The sequence below is a fragment of the Corynebacterium axilliensis genome, from assembly GCF_046097495.1.
Taxonomy (GTDB): Bacteria; Actinomycetota; Actinomycetes; order Mycobacteriales; family Mycobacteriaceae; genus Corynebacterium.
Map to the genome: position 1 here is coordinate 1,195,532 of NZ_CP175768.1, position 17,573 is coordinate 1,213,104.

The 17,573-nt window shown below is 64.1% G+C and carries 19 protein-coding genes and 1 pseudogene; 16 read left to right on the forward strand and 4 right to left on the reverse strand.

The window, feature by feature from the left end; genetic code table 11:
• The first annotated feature begins 8 nt into the window (after nucleotides 1-8).
• From brnQ to ACKFR8_RS05880, 8 genes are all read left to right on the forward strand, one after another.
• Complete coding sequence (gene brnQ, locus ACKFR8_RS05845) at nucleotides 9-1,325, forward strand: branched-chain amino acid transport system II carrier protein (protein WP_408930869.1); 1,317 nt, start codon at nucleotides 9-11, stop codon at nucleotides 1,323-1,325.
• On the forward strand, nucleotides 1,326-2,306 hold the full coding sequence (locus tag ACKFR8_RS05850; RefSeq protein ID WP_408930870.1) for an LLM class flavin-dependent oxidoreductase: 981 nt from the start codon (nucleotides 1,326-1,328) through the stop codon (nucleotides 2,304-2,306). It abuts the gene before it with no gap.
• 86 nt (nucleotides 2,307-2,392) lie between these two features.
• Nucleotides 2,393-3,148, forward strand: a complete 756-nt coding sequence (locus tag ACKFR8_RS05855; RefSeq protein WP_296132869.1) for a GntR family transcriptional regulator — start codon at nucleotides 2,393-2,395, stop codon at nucleotides 3,146-3,148.
• Nucleotides 3,145-4,566 (forward strand): ABC transporter substrate-binding protein, encoded by a 1,422-nt coding sequence (locus ACKFR8_RS05860; RefSeq protein ID WP_408930871.1) that lies wholly within the window; start codon nucleotides 3,145-3,147, stop codon nucleotides 4,564-4,566. Before ACKFR8_RS05855 ends, ACKFR8_RS05860 begins: the two co-directional genes overlap by 4 nt.
• Nucleotides 4,563-5,468: an ABC transporter permease gene (locus ACKFR8_RS05865; RefSeq protein WP_408930872.1), complete on the forward strand. Its 906-nt coding sequence runs from the start codon at nucleotides 4,563-4,565 to the stop codon at nucleotides 5,466-5,468. The genes ACKFR8_RS05860 and ACKFR8_RS05865 overlap by 4 nt, the downstream gene beginning before the upstream one ends.
• Complete coding sequence (locus ACKFR8_RS05870; RefSeq protein WP_408930873.1) at nucleotides 5,465-6,220, forward strand: ABC transporter permease; 756 nt, start codon at nucleotides 5,465-5,467, stop codon at nucleotides 6,218-6,220. Before ACKFR8_RS05865 ends, ACKFR8_RS05870 begins: the two co-directional genes overlap by 4 nt.
• Entirely contained in the window at nucleotides 6,207-7,424 is a 1,218-nt protein-coding gene (locus tag ACKFR8_RS05875; protein WP_408930874.1) for an ATP-binding cassette domain-containing protein, read from the forward strand. The genes ACKFR8_RS05870 and ACKFR8_RS05875 overlap by 14 nt, the downstream gene beginning before the upstream one ends.
• On the forward strand, nucleotides 7,396-9,027 hold the full coding sequence (locus ACKFR8_RS05880; protein ID WP_408930875.1) for an FUSC family protein: 1,632 nt from the start codon (nucleotides 7,396-7,398) through the stop codon (nucleotides 9,025-9,027). Before ACKFR8_RS05875 ends, ACKFR8_RS05880 begins: the two co-directional genes overlap by 29 nt.
• Here ACKFR8_RS05880 and thpR read toward each other — a convergent pair.
• On the reverse strand, nucleotides 9,002-9,493 hold the full coding sequence (thpR, locus tag ACKFR8_RS05885; RefSeq protein ID WP_408930876.1) for an RNA 2',3'-cyclic phosphodiesterase: 492 nt from the start codon (nucleotides 9,491-9,493) through the stop codon (nucleotides 9,002-9,004). The genes ACKFR8_RS05880 and thpR overlap by 26 nt on opposite strands.
• A 184-nt stretch (nucleotides 9,494-9,677) precedes the next feature.
• Between thpR and ACKFR8_RS05890 the strand changes: the two are divergent.
• The 3 genes and pseudogenes from ACKFR8_RS05890 to ACKFR8_RS05900 form a co-directional block, all read left to right on the forward strand.
• A pseudogene (locus tag ACKFR8_RS05890) lies at nucleotides 9,678-10,067 on the forward strand (BCCT family transporter); the annotation flags it as partial.
• A 19-nt stretch (nucleotides 10,068-10,086) separates the two neighbouring features.
• Nucleotides 10,087-10,236, forward strand: coding sequence for a hypothetical protein (locus tag ACKFR8_RS05895; protein ID WP_408930877.1), 150 nt, complete (start codon nucleotides 10,087-10,089; stop codon nucleotides 10,234-10,236).
• Nucleotides 10,237-10,617 carry a hypothetical protein gene (locus ACKFR8_RS05900; protein WP_408930878.1) on the forward strand — a complete coding sequence of 127 codons (381 nt, stop codon included), beginning with the start codon at nucleotides 10,237-10,239 and terminating at the stop codon, nucleotides 10,615-10,617.
• Here the strand turns inward: ACKFR8_RS05900 and ACKFR8_RS05905 are convergent.
• Both ACKFR8_RS05905 and ACKFR8_RS05910 read right to left on the reverse strand, forming a co-directional pair.
• On the reverse strand, nucleotides 10,614-11,249 hold the full coding sequence (locus ACKFR8_RS05905; protein ID WP_408930879.1) for a response regulator: 636 nt from the start codon (nucleotides 11,247-11,249) through the stop codon (nucleotides 10,614-10,616). The two genes, ACKFR8_RS05900 and ACKFR8_RS05905, sit on opposite strands and share 4 nt — an antisense overlap.
• Complete coding sequence (locus tag ACKFR8_RS05910; protein WP_408930880.1) at nucleotides 11,246-12,418, reverse strand: sensor histidine kinase; 1,173 nt, start codon at nucleotides 12,416-12,418, stop codon at nucleotides 11,246-11,248. Before ACKFR8_RS05910 ends, ACKFR8_RS05905 begins: the two co-directional genes overlap by 4 nt.
• Nucleotides 12,419-12,506: 88 nt before the next feature.
• Here ACKFR8_RS05910 and ACKFR8_RS05915 point away from each other — a divergent pair, with 88 nt between their 5' ends.
• Genes ACKFR8_RS05915 through ACKFR8_RS05925 form a run of 3 tightly spaced genes read left to right on the forward strand, consistent with a single transcriptional unit; the run spans nucleotide 12,507 to nucleotide 14,478 of the window.
• Nucleotides 12,507-13,295 carry a PrsW family glutamic-type intramembrane protease gene (locus ACKFR8_RS05915; RefSeq protein WP_408930881.1) on the forward strand — a complete coding sequence of 263 codons (789 nt, stop codon included), beginning with the start codon at nucleotides 12,507-12,509 and terminating at the stop codon, nucleotides 13,293-13,295.
• Complete coding sequence (locus tag ACKFR8_RS05920) at nucleotides 13,292-13,711, forward strand: hypothetical protein (RefSeq protein ID WP_408930882.1); 420 nt, start codon at nucleotides 13,292-13,294, stop codon at nucleotides 13,709-13,711. Before ACKFR8_RS05915 ends, ACKFR8_RS05920 begins: the two co-directional genes overlap by 4 nt.
• Nucleotides 13,708-14,478 (forward strand): PrsW family glutamic-type intramembrane protease, encoded by a 771-nt coding sequence (locus ACKFR8_RS05925; RefSeq protein WP_408930883.1) that lies wholly within the window; start codon nucleotides 13,708-13,710, stop codon nucleotides 14,476-14,478. Before ACKFR8_RS05920 ends, ACKFR8_RS05925 begins: the two co-directional genes overlap by 4 nt.
• Here the strand turns inward: ACKFR8_RS05925 and ACKFR8_RS05930 are convergent.
• A complete protein-coding gene (locus ACKFR8_RS05930) occupies nucleotides 14,441-15,781 on the reverse strand; it encodes a M20 metallopeptidase family protein (protein WP_408930884.1) in 1,341 nt (446 codons plus the stop codon). The genes ACKFR8_RS05925 and ACKFR8_RS05930 overlap by 38 nt on opposite strands.
• A 110-nt stretch (nucleotides 15,782-15,891) precedes the next feature.
• Between ACKFR8_RS05930 and ACKFR8_RS05935 the strand changes: the two genes are divergently transcribed.
• Both ACKFR8_RS05935 and ACKFR8_RS05940 read left to right on the forward strand, forming a co-directional pair.
• Nucleotides 15,892-16,101 (forward strand): hypothetical protein, encoded by a 210-nt coding sequence (locus tag ACKFR8_RS05935; protein WP_408930885.1) that lies wholly within the window; start codon nucleotides 15,892-15,894, stop codon nucleotides 16,099-16,101.
• 40 nt (nucleotides 16,102-16,141) lie between these two features.
• A complete protein-coding gene (locus ACKFR8_RS05940) occupies nucleotides 16,142-17,230 on the forward strand; it encodes an HNH endonuclease signature motif containing protein (protein WP_408930886.1) in 1,089 nt (362 codons plus the stop codon).
• The last annotated feature ends 343 nt before the right edge of the window (nucleotides 17,231-17,573 follow it).

A 17,573-nucleotide genomic window follows, 5' to 3' on the forward strand; every position in this document is an offset into this window, starting at 1 on the left:
TTTGAAAAATGTCCATAAATGACGCCAAGGCTGGCACTCGCTCCCCCATAGGCATCGTTGTCGTTGCCTCCCTCATGCTCTTCTCCATGTTCTTTGGAGCGGGCAACCTCATTTTCCCGCCGGAGGTAGGTGTCTCCTCCGGCACCAACTTCTGGCCCGCCACCTTGGGCTTCCTCGCCGCCGGCGTGGCACTGCCGGTCCTGGCCATTATCGCGGTGGCCATCTCCGGGCAGTCGGTGCGCGATATTGGCAACCACGGCGGCAAGTTCTTCGGCGTGGCGTTCTCCGTCATCGCTTACCTTGCCATCGGCGCTTTCTACGCGCTGCCGCGCACCGGCGCGGTGTCCATGGAAACGGCCGTCACCCCGCTGTTGGGCTGGGAGGGAACCTTCGCCAACGGCGCGTTCAACGTGGTCTTCTTCCTCATCGCGCTGGCACTGGCCTGGCGCCCGAACAGCATCATCGACACCCTGGGCAAGTTCCTGACCCCGGCGCTGGTCATCCTGCTCGTCGTCCTCATCACCGTGGCAACCACCACGAATCCCCGCATGCCGGGCACCCCGACGGAGGACTACGCCTCCTCGCCGTTCGTCACCGGCCTGTTCGAGGGCTACAACACCATGGATGCCATCGCCGGCCTGGCGTTCTCCATCGTCATCGTCAGCTCCCTGCGCTCCAAGGGCTTTTCTAAGCGCGGCGAGCTCCTGCGCGGCACCATCATCGCCGCGCTCATCGCCGGCGTGCTGCTCGCCTCCATCTACCTGGGCTTGGCGTGGATTGGGCAGACCATGCCGAACGGTTCCTCGTACGATTCCGGCGCTGCCTTGCTTGCCGACGCCTCCAATCTCACCCTCGGCACCGTCGGCCAAGCCGTCTTCTCCGCCATCGTCATCCTGGCGTGCATGACCACCGCGGTGGGGCTTATCTCTTCCACCTCGGAGTTTTTCGCCATGTTGGTGCCGAAGACCACCTACCACATGTGGGCCTGCCTCTTTACCGCGCTGTCCATCGCCTTCGCGTTCCAGGGCCTGGATACGGTGCTGTCCATCGCAGTGCCCTTCATCGTCTTCCTGTACCCGCCGGCCATTTCCCTTATCGCCTTGACCTTGCTGCAGCCGGCCGTTAAGCGCTGGGTGATCTTCTACTGGGCCTTCCGCCTGGCGCTGTGGGTATCCGTGTTGTGGTCGGCCGCCACCTCCCTCGGCGCCCCGCTGGACTTCTCCCCTGGTCAGAGCGTGGGCCTGGGATGGGTAGTTCCCACCCTCCTCGCCTTCATCATCGGCGTTATCATTGATGCAGCTACATCCGGGAGAAAGGAACCTTAAATGACCTCGCGCGCTAGCCTGTCCATTCTTGACTTCTGCACCATCTACGAAGGCGAAACCGCGGCCCAATCGATGGCGCGGTCGGTGGAGCTAGCGCAGCAGGCGGAAAAGCTGGGCTTTACCCGCATGTGGTACACCGAGCACCACAACATGTCCACCATCAGTTCCTCCTCCCCGGCGGTGCTCATCGCCCACATCGGCGCCAAGACGGAGAAGATCCGCTTGGGCTCCGGCGGCGTCATGTTGCCCAACCATGCGCCCTACGTCATCGCGGAGCAATTCGGCACGCTAGCGGAGCTCTATCCCAACCGCATCGACCTGGGCCTGGGCCGCGCCCCGGGCACGGACATGCAGACCTTGGGCCGCGCCCTGCGCCGCGATGGCCACGCGGCCGAGCGCTTCCCCGAGGACATCAAGGAGCTGCAGGGCTACTTAAGCGGCAAGTCCCTCGTCCCGGGCGTGCAGGCGGTTCCGGGCGCCGGTACCAACGTGCCGCTCTACATCCTGGGCTCGTCCATGTTCGGGGCGTCGCTCGCCGCCAAGTACGGCCTGCCCTACGCTTTCGCCTCCCACTTTGCCCCGCAGCATCTGGAGGCGGCGACCGCCTACTACCGCGAGAACTTCCAGCCCTCGGAGGCGTGCGCCGAGCCGTACGTCATCGCCGGTGTCAACGTCACTGCGGGTGACAACGCCGAGGAGGAGTTCGAGCGCGTGTGCTTCAACCGTGTGAAGGCCTTCGCGGGTCGGGGCAAGCAGCTGAGCGACGCCCAAGTGGAGCAGATCATCTCCTCCCCGCAGGGCCAGCAGATTCTGCAGATGCTCCAGTACTCCGCCGTCGGCGCTGCCGAGCACGTGCGAGAGTACCTCGCGGACTTCCAGAGCCTGTCCGGGGCGGATGAGCTGATGATTTCCCTGCAGTCCTCTAGCCACGATGCCGTGCTGCGCAACATGGAAACCCTGGCGCACGCCTGGGAGTTGTAATTTATTCGCAGATTTGCAACACTTTTTGCAGTCGATTGAATTAAAATTCACACGTATTAACGGAATCTATATAGAGGAGATCCACCGTGGCACTTCGCGGTACCCAGCAGCACAGTATTATCGCTGATTACCTGCGTAACCTCATTCGCGGTAAGGACCTCTCGCCGGGCGATTTCCTCCCCAGCGAAGCCGAGCTGTGCGCCCAGTTCTCCTCCTCCCGCGGCCCGGTGCGCCAGGCGGTCGCCGCGCTGCGCTCCGAGGGCCTCATCTCCTCCGGACGCGGCCGCCGCTCCGTGGTCCTGGGCCGCTTTACCTCCGAGTCCTTCGACTCCATCTTCTCCGTCACCCACTGGCTGCGCGAGCGCGGCTTCGAGCCCGGGGCCAAGACCCTGTGGATGGCCCGCCGCCCCGCCACCCAGGATGCTGCCAAGTTTCTCCGGATCAAGGAGGGCGACCCGGTGGTCTTTGTCCACCGCGTGCGCTCCGCCAACGGTTACCCCATTTCCATCGAGCGCATGTACTTCCCGCTCGACGTGGGCAACCACATCCTCAACTTCGACGCCGATAGCGGATCCATCCACGATCACTTGAGCGCCCAAGGCGTCGAGTTCGACAACGTCAACCGCGAGCTCTCCCTGACCTACGCCAGCGACGAGGATGCCGCGTCCCTCAACATCGATCCGGGCACCCCGCTGTGGCGCCTGCAGCTGGACATCTCCGACCACTCCGGCCACCCGGTCGAGTGCACTGAGATTCTGTACCTCGGTGACCGCCTCACCCTAGGCATGACCAGCGTGCGCGGCACCACCTCCCCGCTCGAGGTCAAGCTGTCCGCAGAATGAAGCGCCTCCCTGCCCTCCTCGGCGTCGTTGCCGCCGCAGCAGCGTTGAGCTCCTGCTCCGCCGGATCCACCGCTGTGGTCGACTCCGACTCGGACACACTCACGCTTGCCACCACCACGCCGGCGACCTCCCTGGATTTCACCACCGTCGGCGGTGCTGCCATCCCAGCAGCGCTCATGAGCAACGTCTACGAGACCCTCGTGCGCATCGCTCCCGACGGCTCCATCGTCCCCGGCCTCGCCGAATCCTGGGAGGAAGACTCCACGCGCTACACCTTCCACCTGCGGGATGTCTCCTTCTCCAACGGCGAGCCCTTCACCGCGCATACCGCCGCGTGGTCCATCAACGCCGTCAAAACCGAGTGGACCAACGGCATTAGCGCGCAGATGAACGTGGTAGATACCGCCACGGCGGTGGATGAGCACACACTCGTCGTCACGCTCACGCGCCCCTCCGCCGGCTGGTTGTGGTCCATGGGCACCGCCATCGGCGCAATGCGCACGCCCACCGAAGCCGTGGGCACCGGCCCGTTTAGCGTCGGCGGCTTCTCCCCCGGAGAGTACATCGCCCTGAGGGCCCGGGAGGACTACTGGGGCTCCCCAGCCGCCGAGGACGTCACCATCCGCTACTTCCCGGACTCCCTGACCGCAGTCAACGCTCTGCGCACCGGCGGGGTTGACGCCGTGTGGGGCGTGCAAAACCCGGAATTGCTCGACAGCCTGGAGGACTCCATTCACACCGCCGTGGGCACCACCAACGGCGAGGTGCTGCTGTCCATGAACAACCGCACCGCGCCTTTCGACGACCCCCGGGTCCGCCGCGCCGTGGCCTACGGCGTCGACCGCACGGCCGCCAACGACATCCTGTGGAGCGGACGCGCGCGCGATACCGGCGGCGCGCCCGTCCCTCCCACGGACCCATGGTTCAGCGGCCAGGACTACTACCCCTTCGACCCGGACCGCGCGCGAGCGCTCATGGAGGAGGCCGGCGCCGTCGGCACCCCGCTGACCGTGACCGTGCCCAGCCTGCCCTATGCGCAAACGCTCTCGGAGTTCCTCTACTCCCAGCTGCACGACATCGGCTTCGACGTCACCCTAGAAACCGCCGAGTTCCCGGCGGTGTGGCTGAACCAAGTAATGGGCGCCAAGGACTACCAGATGTCCCTGGTCGCCCACGTCGAACCGCGCGATATACCGACCATTTTTGGCAATCCGGACTATTACATCGGCTATGATTCCCAGCACGCCCGCACGTTGCTGCAGCAGGACGATATGCGCGGCGCCGTTGACCAGATAATGACCGATATGCCCGCCCTGACCATGATGAACCTGCCCAATATCGTGCTCTACCGCGACGGCCTGACCGGCCTGGAGCCCAACCAGATCACTGATGCCATCGAGCTGCGGGGGCTGAAGTGAGGCTCCTGCGCTTTATCGGCACACTATTTGCCGCCTCCGTTCTCATCTTCCTGCTCATGCGCGCGGTCCCGGGCAACCCGGCGCGCGTGGCCCTGGGGGTCAACGCCACCGACGAGGCCGTGGAGAAACTCACCCACTCCATGGGCCTAGACCGCCCGCTCATCGTGCAATACGCCGAGTGGATGAAGGGCCTTTTTACCGGCCACTTCGGCATCTCCTTGTCCTCGCAGCAGGACATCACCCCGCTGGTGCTGGACCGCGCCCAGGTCACCCTCCTGCTCATCGTCCTGGCCATAGCGCTCGCCCTGGCCGGGGCCATCCCCATGGGCCTGCTCCTCGCGCGCTTTCGCCTACCGGTCCTCAACGCCGTCACTCAGCTGGGCATCGCGGTGCCGAGCTTTCTAGCCGGCATCCTGCTCGTCGCGGTGTTCTCCGTGCACCTGGGCTGGCTGCCCGCCAACGGCTGGCAGCTACCACGCGAGGGGCTGAGCCACCTCGTCCTCCCGGTCATCTCGCTCGCGCTGGTGCAAGGGGCGATGCTCACCCGCTACGTGCGCGCCACCTTGGTGGAGGAGATGGACAAGGACTACATCCGCACCGCCCGCGCCATGGGCGAATCCCGCACGGGGGCACTCCTGCGCCACGGCCTGCGCAACGCCGCCCTGCCCGTCCTTACGGTCACCGGCGTGCAGCTGAGCACGCTGGTGGTGGGCGCGGTGGTCATTGAGAACGTCTTCGTCCTCCCTGGGCTGGGCTCAATGCTGCTCAGCGCGGTGTCCAGCCGCGACCTTATCACCGTGCAGACCCTCATCATGGTTTTCGTGACCTTCACCCTCACGGTGAACCTGCTGACCGACGCCGCCTATCGCCTCATCGATCCCCGGCTAAAGGAGGCGCGATGAAACCCGGATACGTCCTCGTCGCGCTCACCGTGGTCGCCGCGCTCATCTCACTGGTGTGGACGCCCTTCGATCCCAACCAGGTGAGCCCGGATCGCTTGGTCGGCCCCAGCTTGGAACACCTGATGGGCACCGACCGCTTCGGACGCGATACCTTTTCCCGCATCCTGGCCGGCGCGCAGATCACGCTACTCGTGGGCGTGGTGGCGGTGGCCATCGCCGCGCTGGTCGGAGTGCCGCTGGGCATTATCGCCGGCATGACGCGCGGCCGGGTCATCATGGCCGGCACCGACCTGCTGCTGGCGTTCCCGGCGCTGCTGCTCGCCATCGTCGCCGGGGCGGTGTGGGGTTCCTCCACGCTCACGGCCACCATCGCCATTGGCATCGCCGGCATTCCCTCCTTCATCCGCGTCACGCGCTCGGGCACGCTGCAGGTCATGACGCAGGACTACATCGCCGCGGCGCGCATCTCCAAGGTCCCGCCGGCGCTCATTGCCTGGCGCCACGTGCTGCCCAACGTCGCCGGCATCGTGGCGGTGCAGGCCTCGGTGTACTTCGCCCTGGCCGTGCTGGCGGAGGCCGGGCTGTCCTACCTGGGGCTGGGCACCGCCCCACCCACGGCGTCGTGGGGCCGCATGCTTCACGACGCCCAACCCCTCCTTTCCACCCATCCCCTCCAGGCCCTGTGGCCCGGGCTGGCCATCGCCGGCACCGTGCTCGGCTTTAACCTTTTAGGACGCCATGCTGACCGTTAAAGACCTGCGCATAGGCCCCGTCGGCCCCATCAGCTTTGACATTGCACCGGGCGAGCGCGTCGGCCTCGTCGGGGATTCCGGCAGCGGCAAGTCGCTGACCGCCTTGGCGATTATGGGACTTCTCCCCGAGAATCTTGAGGCCACCGGCTCCATCCAATTTGAGGGCCGCGAGCTTATCGGCATGCGCGATAAGAAGCTGCGCCAACTCCCCCTGGCCATGGTCTTCCAGGAGCCCATGACCGCACTGGACCCGCTGCAGAAGGTGGCGGAATACGGGCGCTTCCCCCACCAGCTCTCCGGCGGCCAGCGCCAGCGCGCGCTCATCCACATGGCCATGGCCCGCAATCCCAAGCTGCTCATCTGCGATGAGCCCACCACCGCCCTGGACCCCACCACACAAGCAGAAATCCTGGACGAAATCGCAGCCGCCACAACCGGCGACACCGCGCTGCTCTTCATCAGCCACGACCAAGACGCCGTTGAGCGCATGTGTGACCGAGTCATCCGCATCGGTGACATCACCACCCCCGACCTCAGCGCCCCGCCCACGCCCTCCTTAGGCGACCCCGTCATCACCCTCGAGAACGTCACCAAGACTTACCGCGGAGTCACCGCCCTCGATGATGTCTCGCTCACCGTGCGTGAGGGCGAGCGCCTCGGCATCGTCGGCGGCTCCGGCTCCGGCAAGTCCACACTCCTCAAGCTGCTCACCGGTCTCACCGAGCCCACCAACGGCACCGTCACCGTGACCAAGCCCTTCCACATGGTCTTCCAAGACCCAAAGAGCTCGCTCAACCCGCGCATGCCCGTATGGAAAATCGTGGCCGAAGGCGGCGGCACCCGCGAGGAGGCCGAGCAGATACTGAAGGAGGTCGGCATCGACGGCGCCGAGCGCTACCCGCGCGATTTCTCCGGTGGGCAGCGCCAACGCATCTCCCTCGCGCGTGCGGTCGTGGGCAAGCCCGAGATCCTGCTGGCCGATGAAGCCGTCTCCGCCCTCGACGCCACCTCCCGCGCGCAGGTCCTTGAGCTACTCCAGCGTGTCACGAAAGGCATGACGTTGGTGTTCGTGTCACACGATATGGACGTCGTCAAGCACTTATGCCCCACCGTGGCCATGCTGCAGGACGGCCGAATCGTGGATCGCGGCGACACGAGTAAGGTGTTATCCCGTTATGGAACACCCCCTGCCGCAACGCCCTAGCGCTCTCCAGCTGTTTACTGCCTTCAACACTTCCGCCCGCCGCTGGCCCGGTGCCCTGCGCGCGGCGCTGGCCATCATCATTCCTGGCTCGGTGGCCATCCTCATCGGACACCCCGACGCCGTGCTCTTGGTCTCCGCCGGAGCCTTCTCCGTCATCTACGGCGAGGGTCACCCCTACCGCACGCGGCGCCGCATCATCCTCACCGCCGGCGCGCTGCTCACTCTCGCGGCGACGGTCGGCTCCCTCATCGACGGCTTGGTCTTAACGGCACTGTTCACCGTGACCTTGGCCACGGTGGGCGCGTTCATGCAGAACGCGCTGCGTCTGCCGCCGCCAGGCACGTTTTTCATGGTGATGGTGGCGGGCGGTTCCACCATGCTACGCGGGATTTCACCATGGGAGGTCGCCGGGTGGAGCCTGGCAGGTGTAGCGGCCGGCTACGTGCTGGGCCTGTCGCCGCGATTCTGGGACCCACACGGGCCCGAAACGCGCGCGGTGGCCGCACTGGAGAAAGCCGCCGCGGCCTTCGTGGACTCCTCTTCGGATTTCCTGGCCAAGCACCATCAGGCGCAATCTGCCCTGTCCACCGCGTGGCAAGCGCTTGCCGACGCCGGCATCGTCCGCGGCGGCCGCATCCGCCGCGCCTCCCAGGCCTCGCTCGTGCATCGAGCCTTGTCCGCGCAGCAACGCATCGTGACCCACCACCAGCAGGTGGGCGGCAACTCAGACGACCTGTCGGATGCGCCGACCTACGTCGACCCCGACCGCACCACGATTCCCCACACCAAGCCCACGATGCGCTACCGCATATATCGGGCGGCCGTGGGCAATTCCCATGCGGTGGTCACGGCGGAAAAGATTGCGCTAGGTGGTCTAGCCACGGCATTCATTGGCTTGGCGCTGGGGCTCAGCCGCCCGGACTGGGGCGCGGTATCCGTGCTTCTACTCTTGCAGTGGGGACCGGACCGGGTGCCGGGCACGATCCGCGGCGTGCAGCGCATGCTCGGCTCGGTCTTGGGCGTGTGCGTCTTCGCGCTCATCGCCTCCTTCAGCCCGCATGGCTGGGCGCTGCTGCTGGCGTTGGCCGCCTGCCAGTTCTGCGCGGAGATTCTCGTAGTGAAAAACTACGCGCTCTGCGTTATTTTCTCCACCCCGTTGGCACTGCTCATGGGCAATTCCTCAGGCCACTTGGCGCAGACGATTGGCCAGCGCATGGCCGAAATTGGCCTGTCGGTGGTGGTGGCCATGCTGGTACTATGGCTGTGGAAGCCCAACGCGCAGATGCTCAACCACCACCGCTTGCAAACGCGCTGCTTCGAGGCCATGGCCGCCCTGCTCGGCGCACTGCTTATCAAGACCCCTGAGGAGGCACTGGCCCAGCGCCGCGACCTCCACTACGAGTTGCTCTCGGAGCGCCGCAGTATCCAGTCCCTGGCCACCAACCGCAGCGATATCGACCACTTTTGGCGCCGCCACACCGCCCTGCAGACAGCCGGCTATTTTCTGTTGGATTTCTGCGTGGTCAACCCGCTCTCACAACCGAGCCGCGCGGAGCTGGACACACTCATTGAGCACATCACCGAAGCGGAAACTCGTCGATGACCTCGTAGCGCGGCCCGCCCCCGCGGCCTTCCCCAAGAAAGGACTGCACCAAGCTGATGGTGCTGACGTCGAATTCCGGTCCGCGGTAGACACTCAGCGCGTGGACAGCATCCGGGATAAGCCAGGGGTCGCGCGTACGACGCCCCGCGCGGGCCAGCGTAAGATGCGGACGGGATGGTTCCAGCATTAGATGCTTCACACGGCCCGTAACCCCAGCCCACAGGACGTGTTTGTCGAAGGACCCCGCCCCGCTCAGACTCAATGTCACGGGCGCTCCTTCAATTCCGCGAAGCATCTCGCGGACCTCGGCGGCGTCATTGGGCTGATCCCCGAAGAAATCCAGCGTGATGTGCCAATTAACTGGATCGACCCACCGCAGCCCGTTGTCCTTTAGCGGGCGCACCGCCCGCACGAGATGCTCGCGCGCTTCCGCCGAGGGGAAAAGCGCGCTGAAGAGGCGAATCATCTCACCGTCAACAGAAGGTTCGGGTCCAGCACGTGCTCTTCCTCGCGCTCGAAGACGGCAAAGGCCTCCTCCAGCTCGCGGACATTCTCATCAAAATTAGGCAGCGACATGGCATTCCAATCGACGCAGAAATAAGTGCCCCCATCCTAACTCACAGCGCTGTCATTTCGCTCATCTGAGACAGATGGTGGCCGTGAACTCTCAAAAAGCCACCAGCCCTGCGGTCGGTCTCTATCCTCATAACATGCATCCTGGCCTGGTCCCCGGGATTGGCGTGGAGGACCAGCGCAACACCTTTGGCTTGGATAAGATAACCTTCTTCACCACCGCCGTCCTTGTCGTGGCCTTCATCATCTGGGGTATCAGCTCTCCCGATTCCGTCTCTGCGGCATCCTCCGCCGCGTTCTCGTGGGCCATTACCAACGCCGGTTGGCTGCTGAATGTCACCATGATGATGGCCATTGTCACCATGGCGTATATCGGCTTCTCCCGCCTTGGTCGCATCAAGCTCGGCACCGACGACGAAGAACCCGAGTTCGGCTGGTTCAGTTGGGTCGCCATGATGTTCGGCTCGCGCGATACCGACGGCCGCGGTGACGGATTCTGATTTCGACTCCTCCGCCCACCGCTATACCGACTGGTACCAGCGCACGGACGAAGAAGGTGAAAATGTAGACTACGACTTCAAGACCGATACCTGGTCCGATGGCTACGACCCAAACTCTGAGCAAAAGGAGAAATAGGTGGGCATCCCTGACGATGTCGTCCTCGACGGCTACACCCTCATCGAACAGCACGAAGTGGACCACGAATTCCTCATCCAAGGATCTCCCCTCGCCACGGCAACTCCCCTGCTTTTCGCGCTCACCCTCGCCGGCATGCTCCTCGTGGCAGCCAGCTTCTTCCTGCGCGGGCGCGGCCGCCTCCTCGCCGGGCTCCTGGGCGCGATCCTTACGCTGACCAAGCTGTGGTGGATGCCCATCGCACTGGCCCAACAGTTCAACGACAGCCAGGTCTTTGGCTACACGCTGAAGTACTACCCCCAGTACTGGCCGGCGGCCTCCATCATCGTGGTCGCCATCGCTATCATCGGCATCATTTCCGCCTTCCTCCGCCGACGCTAGCGCGATTCCAGCACCGCAATCGCAATGTGCACGCGGTTGGTACCGCCCAGCTTGTCCAGGATGTGCTTGATGTGGGTCTTCACGGTCGTCACCGACACGTAAAGCTGATCGGCGATCTCCTGGTTGTCCAAGCCCTGGGCCACGAGCTGCGCCACATCATTCTCGCGCTGACTTAAGCCCTCCAGCGGACAAGGCTCGGCCGCCGGCTCCGGCTCGGGCCGCTTGAGCGCCAGAAGGTTCTTCAGAGCTTGCGGGCTCAGCAGCTGCTGCCCCGTGGCCGCAGCCCGCACCGCGGAGACCAAGCCCTCCGGCTCGATGGTCTTGAGCAGGAAGCCCATCGCGCCGGCACGCAGCGCATCCACGATGAACGCATCCGTGTCGAAGGCGGTGAGCATGACCACCGGGATATCCGGAGCACTTGCACGCAGCTGCCCGGCCGCTTCAATGCCGTCCATAACGGGCATGCGGATATCCATGAGAACGACGTCCGGCCGCAGATCCGTCACGCGTGCCACGCCGTCGCGTCCGTTGCTGGCCTCTGCCACAACCTCGATGTCCGGCGCGCCCTCCAAGATGAAGCGAATGCCGCGCCGCAGCGCCTGTTCGTCATCGACCAACACCACTGAAATCATTCCGCGCTGCCCTCCTCCGGGAGTTCGAGGACCCAGGTGAACGTGGAGGCGTCGTCAAGCACTGTGAAGGTGCCTCCCGCCAGCCGGGCGCGCTCCTCCAGCCCCAGCAGCCCGTTGCCGCCGCCGGACTCAGGCTGGTGCGCCACCTTCTTGTTCTGCATCGTCACCTGCACCTTACCCTCCTCGTTGTCCACGCTGAGCGTCACCTTCTTCCCCGGCGCATACTTGCGCGCGTTGGTCAGCCCCTCCTGCACGGCGCGGCCCAAAGTGTGAGCCGCCATCGTGCTTAGCTTATCGACGTCCCCCTTCTCATATCGCACCTTGGTTCCCGCCGCGCGAGCGCGCTCGATGTGTTCTTCAATGGTGGCACGCGGATCCACGCGGTCGTCCACACGGAGGGCCTTGATAACCCCGCGCAGGTCCTCCACGGCGGCCTTGGCCTCCGACTGGATGGTGTCTGCCGCCTCTTGGATGCGTTCCGGATCGGCGTCCTTGCGGTAGCTCAGGCCACCCGCGTACACGGAGATGAGGCTGAGCCGGTGCGAGAGGGAGTCATGGATATCGCGCGCAATGCGGTTGCGTTCTTCCAAGCGCGCCCGCTCTTCGCGGGAGCGCAGCTGGTCCTCATTGAGTTCCGCCAAACTCACCAGCGTGACCTCGCGCTGGCGGCGCTGCGCGCGCACCGAGCCCGTAATCCAGGCAACGATAAGAAAGATGATTCCGAAGAACCCGTAACCGAACGCCGACAGGTAGCTCACGTTCAGGTAAGGCACCGCAATGATGGTTACATACGAGGCCACGAACACCGCCGTACCCGCCAGGGACCACCGCAGTCGGCCGCGCGAAATGAGCGAGATCAGCACCACCAGCACTGACAGCGACAGTGGGCGAAACCCACTTAGTACTAGGAGGAGCAGAGCCGCAATCAGCGCCACCGGGTGGCCGGGGTACTCCTCGTGGATGTTGCGCTCCCGCCGTGAGTGGTGCAGGGCGAAGGGCAGCAGAATCCACGTGACAAGGGTAGATAGAACCATGAACATTAAAACGTAGGCTTTCTGATCCGAGCCATCATAGCTTTCGAGTTCGGGGATCCACGCGGCCCCCTCCGCCACCACGCAGAGCAGAATGAGCAGCACCGTGATCCACAGTGGTCTCGTCTTTCTCGTCATGGTTGCCACGATAGTTCTCCCCGCGTTCCGGAAAATCCTCCCTGCGGAGGATACCGGTACCCCGGGCGCAGTTCATAACCTAAGCCGCATGAGAAGAACACGAATGTTGTATCATCTGCTCACCGCCGCTGGGCTCATGAGCGCCGCTTATAAATTCTCCCAAGGCGCCTTCGTACCCACGAGCGCGCTTGCCGCGGTAGCGTACATCGGCATAGCTATCGGCCTCACGCTGCTGATACTGCGCAAATACCCAGGCATTGCGCATGGCGTGGTGTGGGGCATCGCGGTCACCGGGGTCGCAGCTTCGCTCAACATGTGCATGGACCACCTCCTCACCCGCTTCTTCCCGGAGTGGCTGGTCGAGGCCGGTATCGCCCCGCTCCCCGAAGAACTACTCAAGTTTCTCGGCGTCCTCTTCATCTGCTCGTGCATCATCCGGCCCCGCCACTGGGCGGACTACGTTTTCGTCGGTGTGGCCGTGGGGATGGGCTTTAGCGTGAGCGAGAACGCCGTCTACTACGTCAACATGACGCTGGAGAACCTGGACTCCGATGTCAAGGGAACGCTGATGGGACTCCTTGCCCGATTCATCGCGAACCCGCTCATGCATTCCTTCTTCACTGGTATCGCGGCTTACGGGCTCTCTCGCAGGCAACCGGTGCGGTGGTTGCTCCTCGCCATGGCGGTGCACTTCACGGCCAATTTCGGCCCGTCTATCTCTATCGCGTTTGAGGACGCCATTTGGCCCGTCTTTGCCGCCCTCATCATTCTCATCTCCCTGTGGGTGGCCACGATTGTCAGCATTGTCAAGATCCGGAAAATCCTCCCTGCGGAGGATACCACCACGAAACCACAGCTCATAGGGTCGAACGCATGAAAAACACACTGATTTATTCCTGCCTCGGCGTCCTCGCCGCAGTACCGCTTGCCGACGCCCTCCTGCCCGACCCCACTCCCGAGACCACAGCCGTGGACGGTATCCCAGGGCTTGAATGCCCGGAGGACCCGTACTCCTCCTCGCAGACGTGGAACTGTGAGGGCGCGACCATCATTGCCGAAGAAGGCAGCTCCCCCCACGAGGTGGACACGTACCTGCCGCGTCAGCACCGCTCCTTCAACGGGACCAGCGCGCTCACCGACGCCCCCATCACCACCCAAGCACCGGAACTCTACCGCGTTGCCGACGAGAACGGGATCACGCTGGCGCACCCCGACGACCACACCATTTCCTTCCTCCACATCTACGGACCGAAGGAACGTGACTTCGCCGACCGAGTACAAGCGGACGCATGAGATACGTGTATTACCTGCTCACCCTCGGCGCGCTGGTCGTGTCTGCCTTCCACTACGCGGGCGAGCCCTTCCTGCCCGCAAGTGCTCTGGCCGCCGTGGTCTTCGCCGCCGTACTCGTCTCCCTCACGTTGTTCCTTCTGCGCCGCCGACCGGGGATTGCGCACGGCGTGGTGTGGGGCTTCGCGGTCTCCGGGCTAGCGGTGGAGATCAATACGAACATGACCCACCTCCTTGCCCGCGCGGGCCTGGACTGGCTCGGCGCTGCGGGCTATGCGCCGCTCAACGAAGAAGTGCTGAAGTTCCTCGGAGTGCTGCTTATCTGCACCTGCGTCATCCGGCCCCGAAGCTGGCTCGACTACCTCTTCGTGGGCGTAGCCGTCGGTATCGGTTTCACTGTGGGTGAGGACGCAACCGCCTTCGCGCGCATGACGGTGGACAACCTCGACTCGGATACCGCCGGCGCACTCGGTGCGGGCGTTATCCGCTTGGCGGCCAACCCGCTCTCCCACTCGCTATTCACCGGGCTTAGCGCCTATGGCCTATCCCAGAAACAGCCGGTGCGCTGGCTCAGTGCCGCAATCGCGGTGCACGTCACTATGAACCTCTTCCCGTCGCTAAGCACCGCGTTCGACAACGCCATCTGGCCCCTCCTCGCCGGGATGGTCGTCGTGGTCGCTGTGTGGGTGGCCACCATCTGGGGCGTTATCACGCTGCGGAAGAAGGCGGCTGCTAATCCACCTCTGTCCCCTGCACCGGTGCGCGCATAGCCTTCGTAGCCGGGGACGGGTGCGCGTCCTCGGCAGCGAGGCGCTCAAAGGCCACCGCCGCGAGCGCCGCGGCTTGATTACCCAGCACAGAATCATCGAAGCGCGCCAGCGGCGAGTGGTTCCACTCCCTCACGTGCTCCGGTGTATCCGGGTTCGCCGTGCCCAGCCACATGAAGGTGCCGGGCACCTGGGCTAAGACGGTGCCGAAATCCTCGGACGCCATCATCGGAGTCTCCATCGGCACGACGTTTTCGGCGCCGAACATCTCCGACCACAACGACACCGCAAACTGATTCTCACGCGGCGACGTCTTCGTTGCGGAGTAGAGGACCTCGAAGTCGACCTTCGCGGTACAGCGGTGGGAGGCGGCCACGGAGCTCGCGACTTCGATGATCATCTGGCGGACGGCCTCCACTTTTTCGTCGCGAAGCACGCGCACCGTCGCCCCCAGCTCGGCCTTGTCCGGGATGACGTTGACCGCGCCGTCGCCCGCGCGCAAGTTGGTCACGGTGATGACGATGGGTTCGTTGGCGTCGAAGCGACGCGTCAGAGCCACCTGCAGCGCCATCTGAATCTCCGCCAGTGCCGCCACCGGATCCACCGCGTCGTGCGGACGCGATCCATGCCCGCCCTTGCCGTAAACGGTGATCCATAGGTTGGAAGAGGACGCCATCATGGGGCCCGGCACGTGGTTAAACGTGCCCCGATCCTGCGGGCCGACGTGGAGACCGTACGCGGCGATGGGGCGCCGCCCGGCCGCGTCCAGCACGCCTTCCTCAATCATGGGTTTGGCACCGCCCGGGCCCTCCTCGCCCGGCTGGAACATAAAGGTGATATCTCCCATCAGCTCCTCGCGGTGGCGGCACAGCATCTTCACCGCGCCGATAAGCCCGGCCGTGTGGAGGTCGTGGCCGCACGCATGCATGTTGTTGTTCGTGGAGGCGAACGGGCTGCCGGTCTGCTCGCGCACTGGGAGGCCGTCCATGTCGGCGCGCAACAGCACCGACACCGGGCGCTCGCCGCGCTTGCCTCCGCGTAACACCGCCACCACCGAGCTCAAGTCGTGGCCCAGGTGAATCTCCAGCGGCAGGCCCTCGAGGGCCTCGAGCACCTTCTTCTGAGTGCGCGGCAGATGCAGTCCGATTTCCGGGTGCTGGTGCATATCGCGCCGGAATTCCTGCAGCTCCGGCAGCATATCGCGGCCCTCCTCCAGGAACACCTCACTGGCGCGGCGGTCCCCGAGCTTGGCGGAGACCATCGGGAGCGGGGGCAGTTGCTGGCGGTGGCGCGGTGCCATCTTCATGGGAAAGTCCTTTCAACGCTATGTCTCACCGAGCCTACCGACGCCCACCCCGCAGCACTAGCGTGTAGCATGCTGATGACGCCAACCCCAGTGAAGGAAATTCGATTCCCATGCCTCAGAAGGTCTCCACCCCTGTCGTCGTCGCGACCATCACCGCAGTAGGTCTGTTCTTCTTGGCGCTGCTCTACCTTGGCTTAAGCCGCTACTACAACGCGCAAGAGCTTCAGTCTCTAGTTGAGGGCGCCGAGGCCAGCGGGCAGGATTATTCCGTCGTCATCCATAGTGGCCTGACCGGCCGTTATTCCTTCAGCATCGACTAGCGGTTGCGGGGCTTCTGCCCTTGGCTTAGTCTTTGTGCCCATGGGGGTATTAGAAACCTACTTCCACTACCGCAACTCGGGGATGACGCTAGTGGAACACGCATCCAGCTCACCCGACAAGCTCCGCGCGCTCGGCGCCGATACAGCCGACGCGGCCGAGCTCTCACGCCTGCACCGCATCTACTTCGGCCCTACCCGCTTCACTGGTAAACAACGCAAAGCCCGCACCGCGGCCCAAAACAACGCCCACGGCCTGAGCACCCTAAACCTCATCGAGTCCTACGCCTCTCGGGTAAAGAAAGAACTCGACGCCTGGAACCTGCGCGCACGCCTGGCGGCCACACCAGCCCATCGCATCCGTGAGGTTGCCGTAAAGAAGCTTAAAGAGCTTAGGTCGAAACGCGAACACAAACCCGGGGTGCGCTTTACCTACCGCAAACAAGGCCCCAACTCCGTCACCATCACCGACACCCCAACAGTCATCGCCGATATCCGCGGCACCCTCGAATCCATCAACCCCACCAACCTGCTCGACGCTGCCACAACCGTCATCCTCGGTGGTAACACCGGCACCAAGCCTGCCGTGCACGCTCAAGTCGTCGTCACCCTGGACGAATTCGACCGCATAATTAACGGCGACGGCGACGAAATCGAACTCCAACTAACTAACGGCGGGCGCATGACCGGGGCCGAATTCCTCACCCATAAATTCGCCTCCATCGGGTATGCCACCATCGTCCACCCAGTAGAAGGACCCATCAACTCCTACCGAGTCGAGCGCCACGCCAACTGGAAACAACGCCTCACCCTCTGCGCTGAAACCCAAACCTGCTCTAGGCCCGGCTGTAACAAACCCGCTGATTACTGCCAGGTCCACCACATCATCCCCTGGCAAGCAGGCGGTGACACCAACATCAAAAACCTCACCTTCCTGTGTACGTACCACAACGGTATTAACGACGATGACCCACAAAGACCCACCGGACGAGGCTACGTATTCAGAATCCCCGGCGGCATCGAATACATCCCACCCTGGGGTATACCAATCACCGCCACACCCGAATACCACCAAGCGCTGGCCAGACTCACCGCCGAACAACCACCCGACCCACCACCAGGTACGGGCTAACCAACCACACCACACACCGACACCCGCCAACCACACCACGGTCAGCGGGCACGTCGGCGATCCCACACAACGATTCACGGGCTGCCCGCCGAGGTTAAGGGACCTTAAAGAGCGAAACCCGCCAACCAGAAGGAGGTTGACGGGAAACTCGGCGCGCGTGGGATAAGTGCCGAGCAGCGAGCGAAGAAAACCACCTCGTCGCGCACGCCCGCGCCAATCTGGCTCGCGCAGTGTGAAGCGCACAGCGCTAATGAAATGGGGTCCGCTAACGGAATGGGTGTTCTCGGTACAGGGCTATGTGCGAATCATGCTCCGGAAGTCCCGGTTTCGGACCCCAAGAATT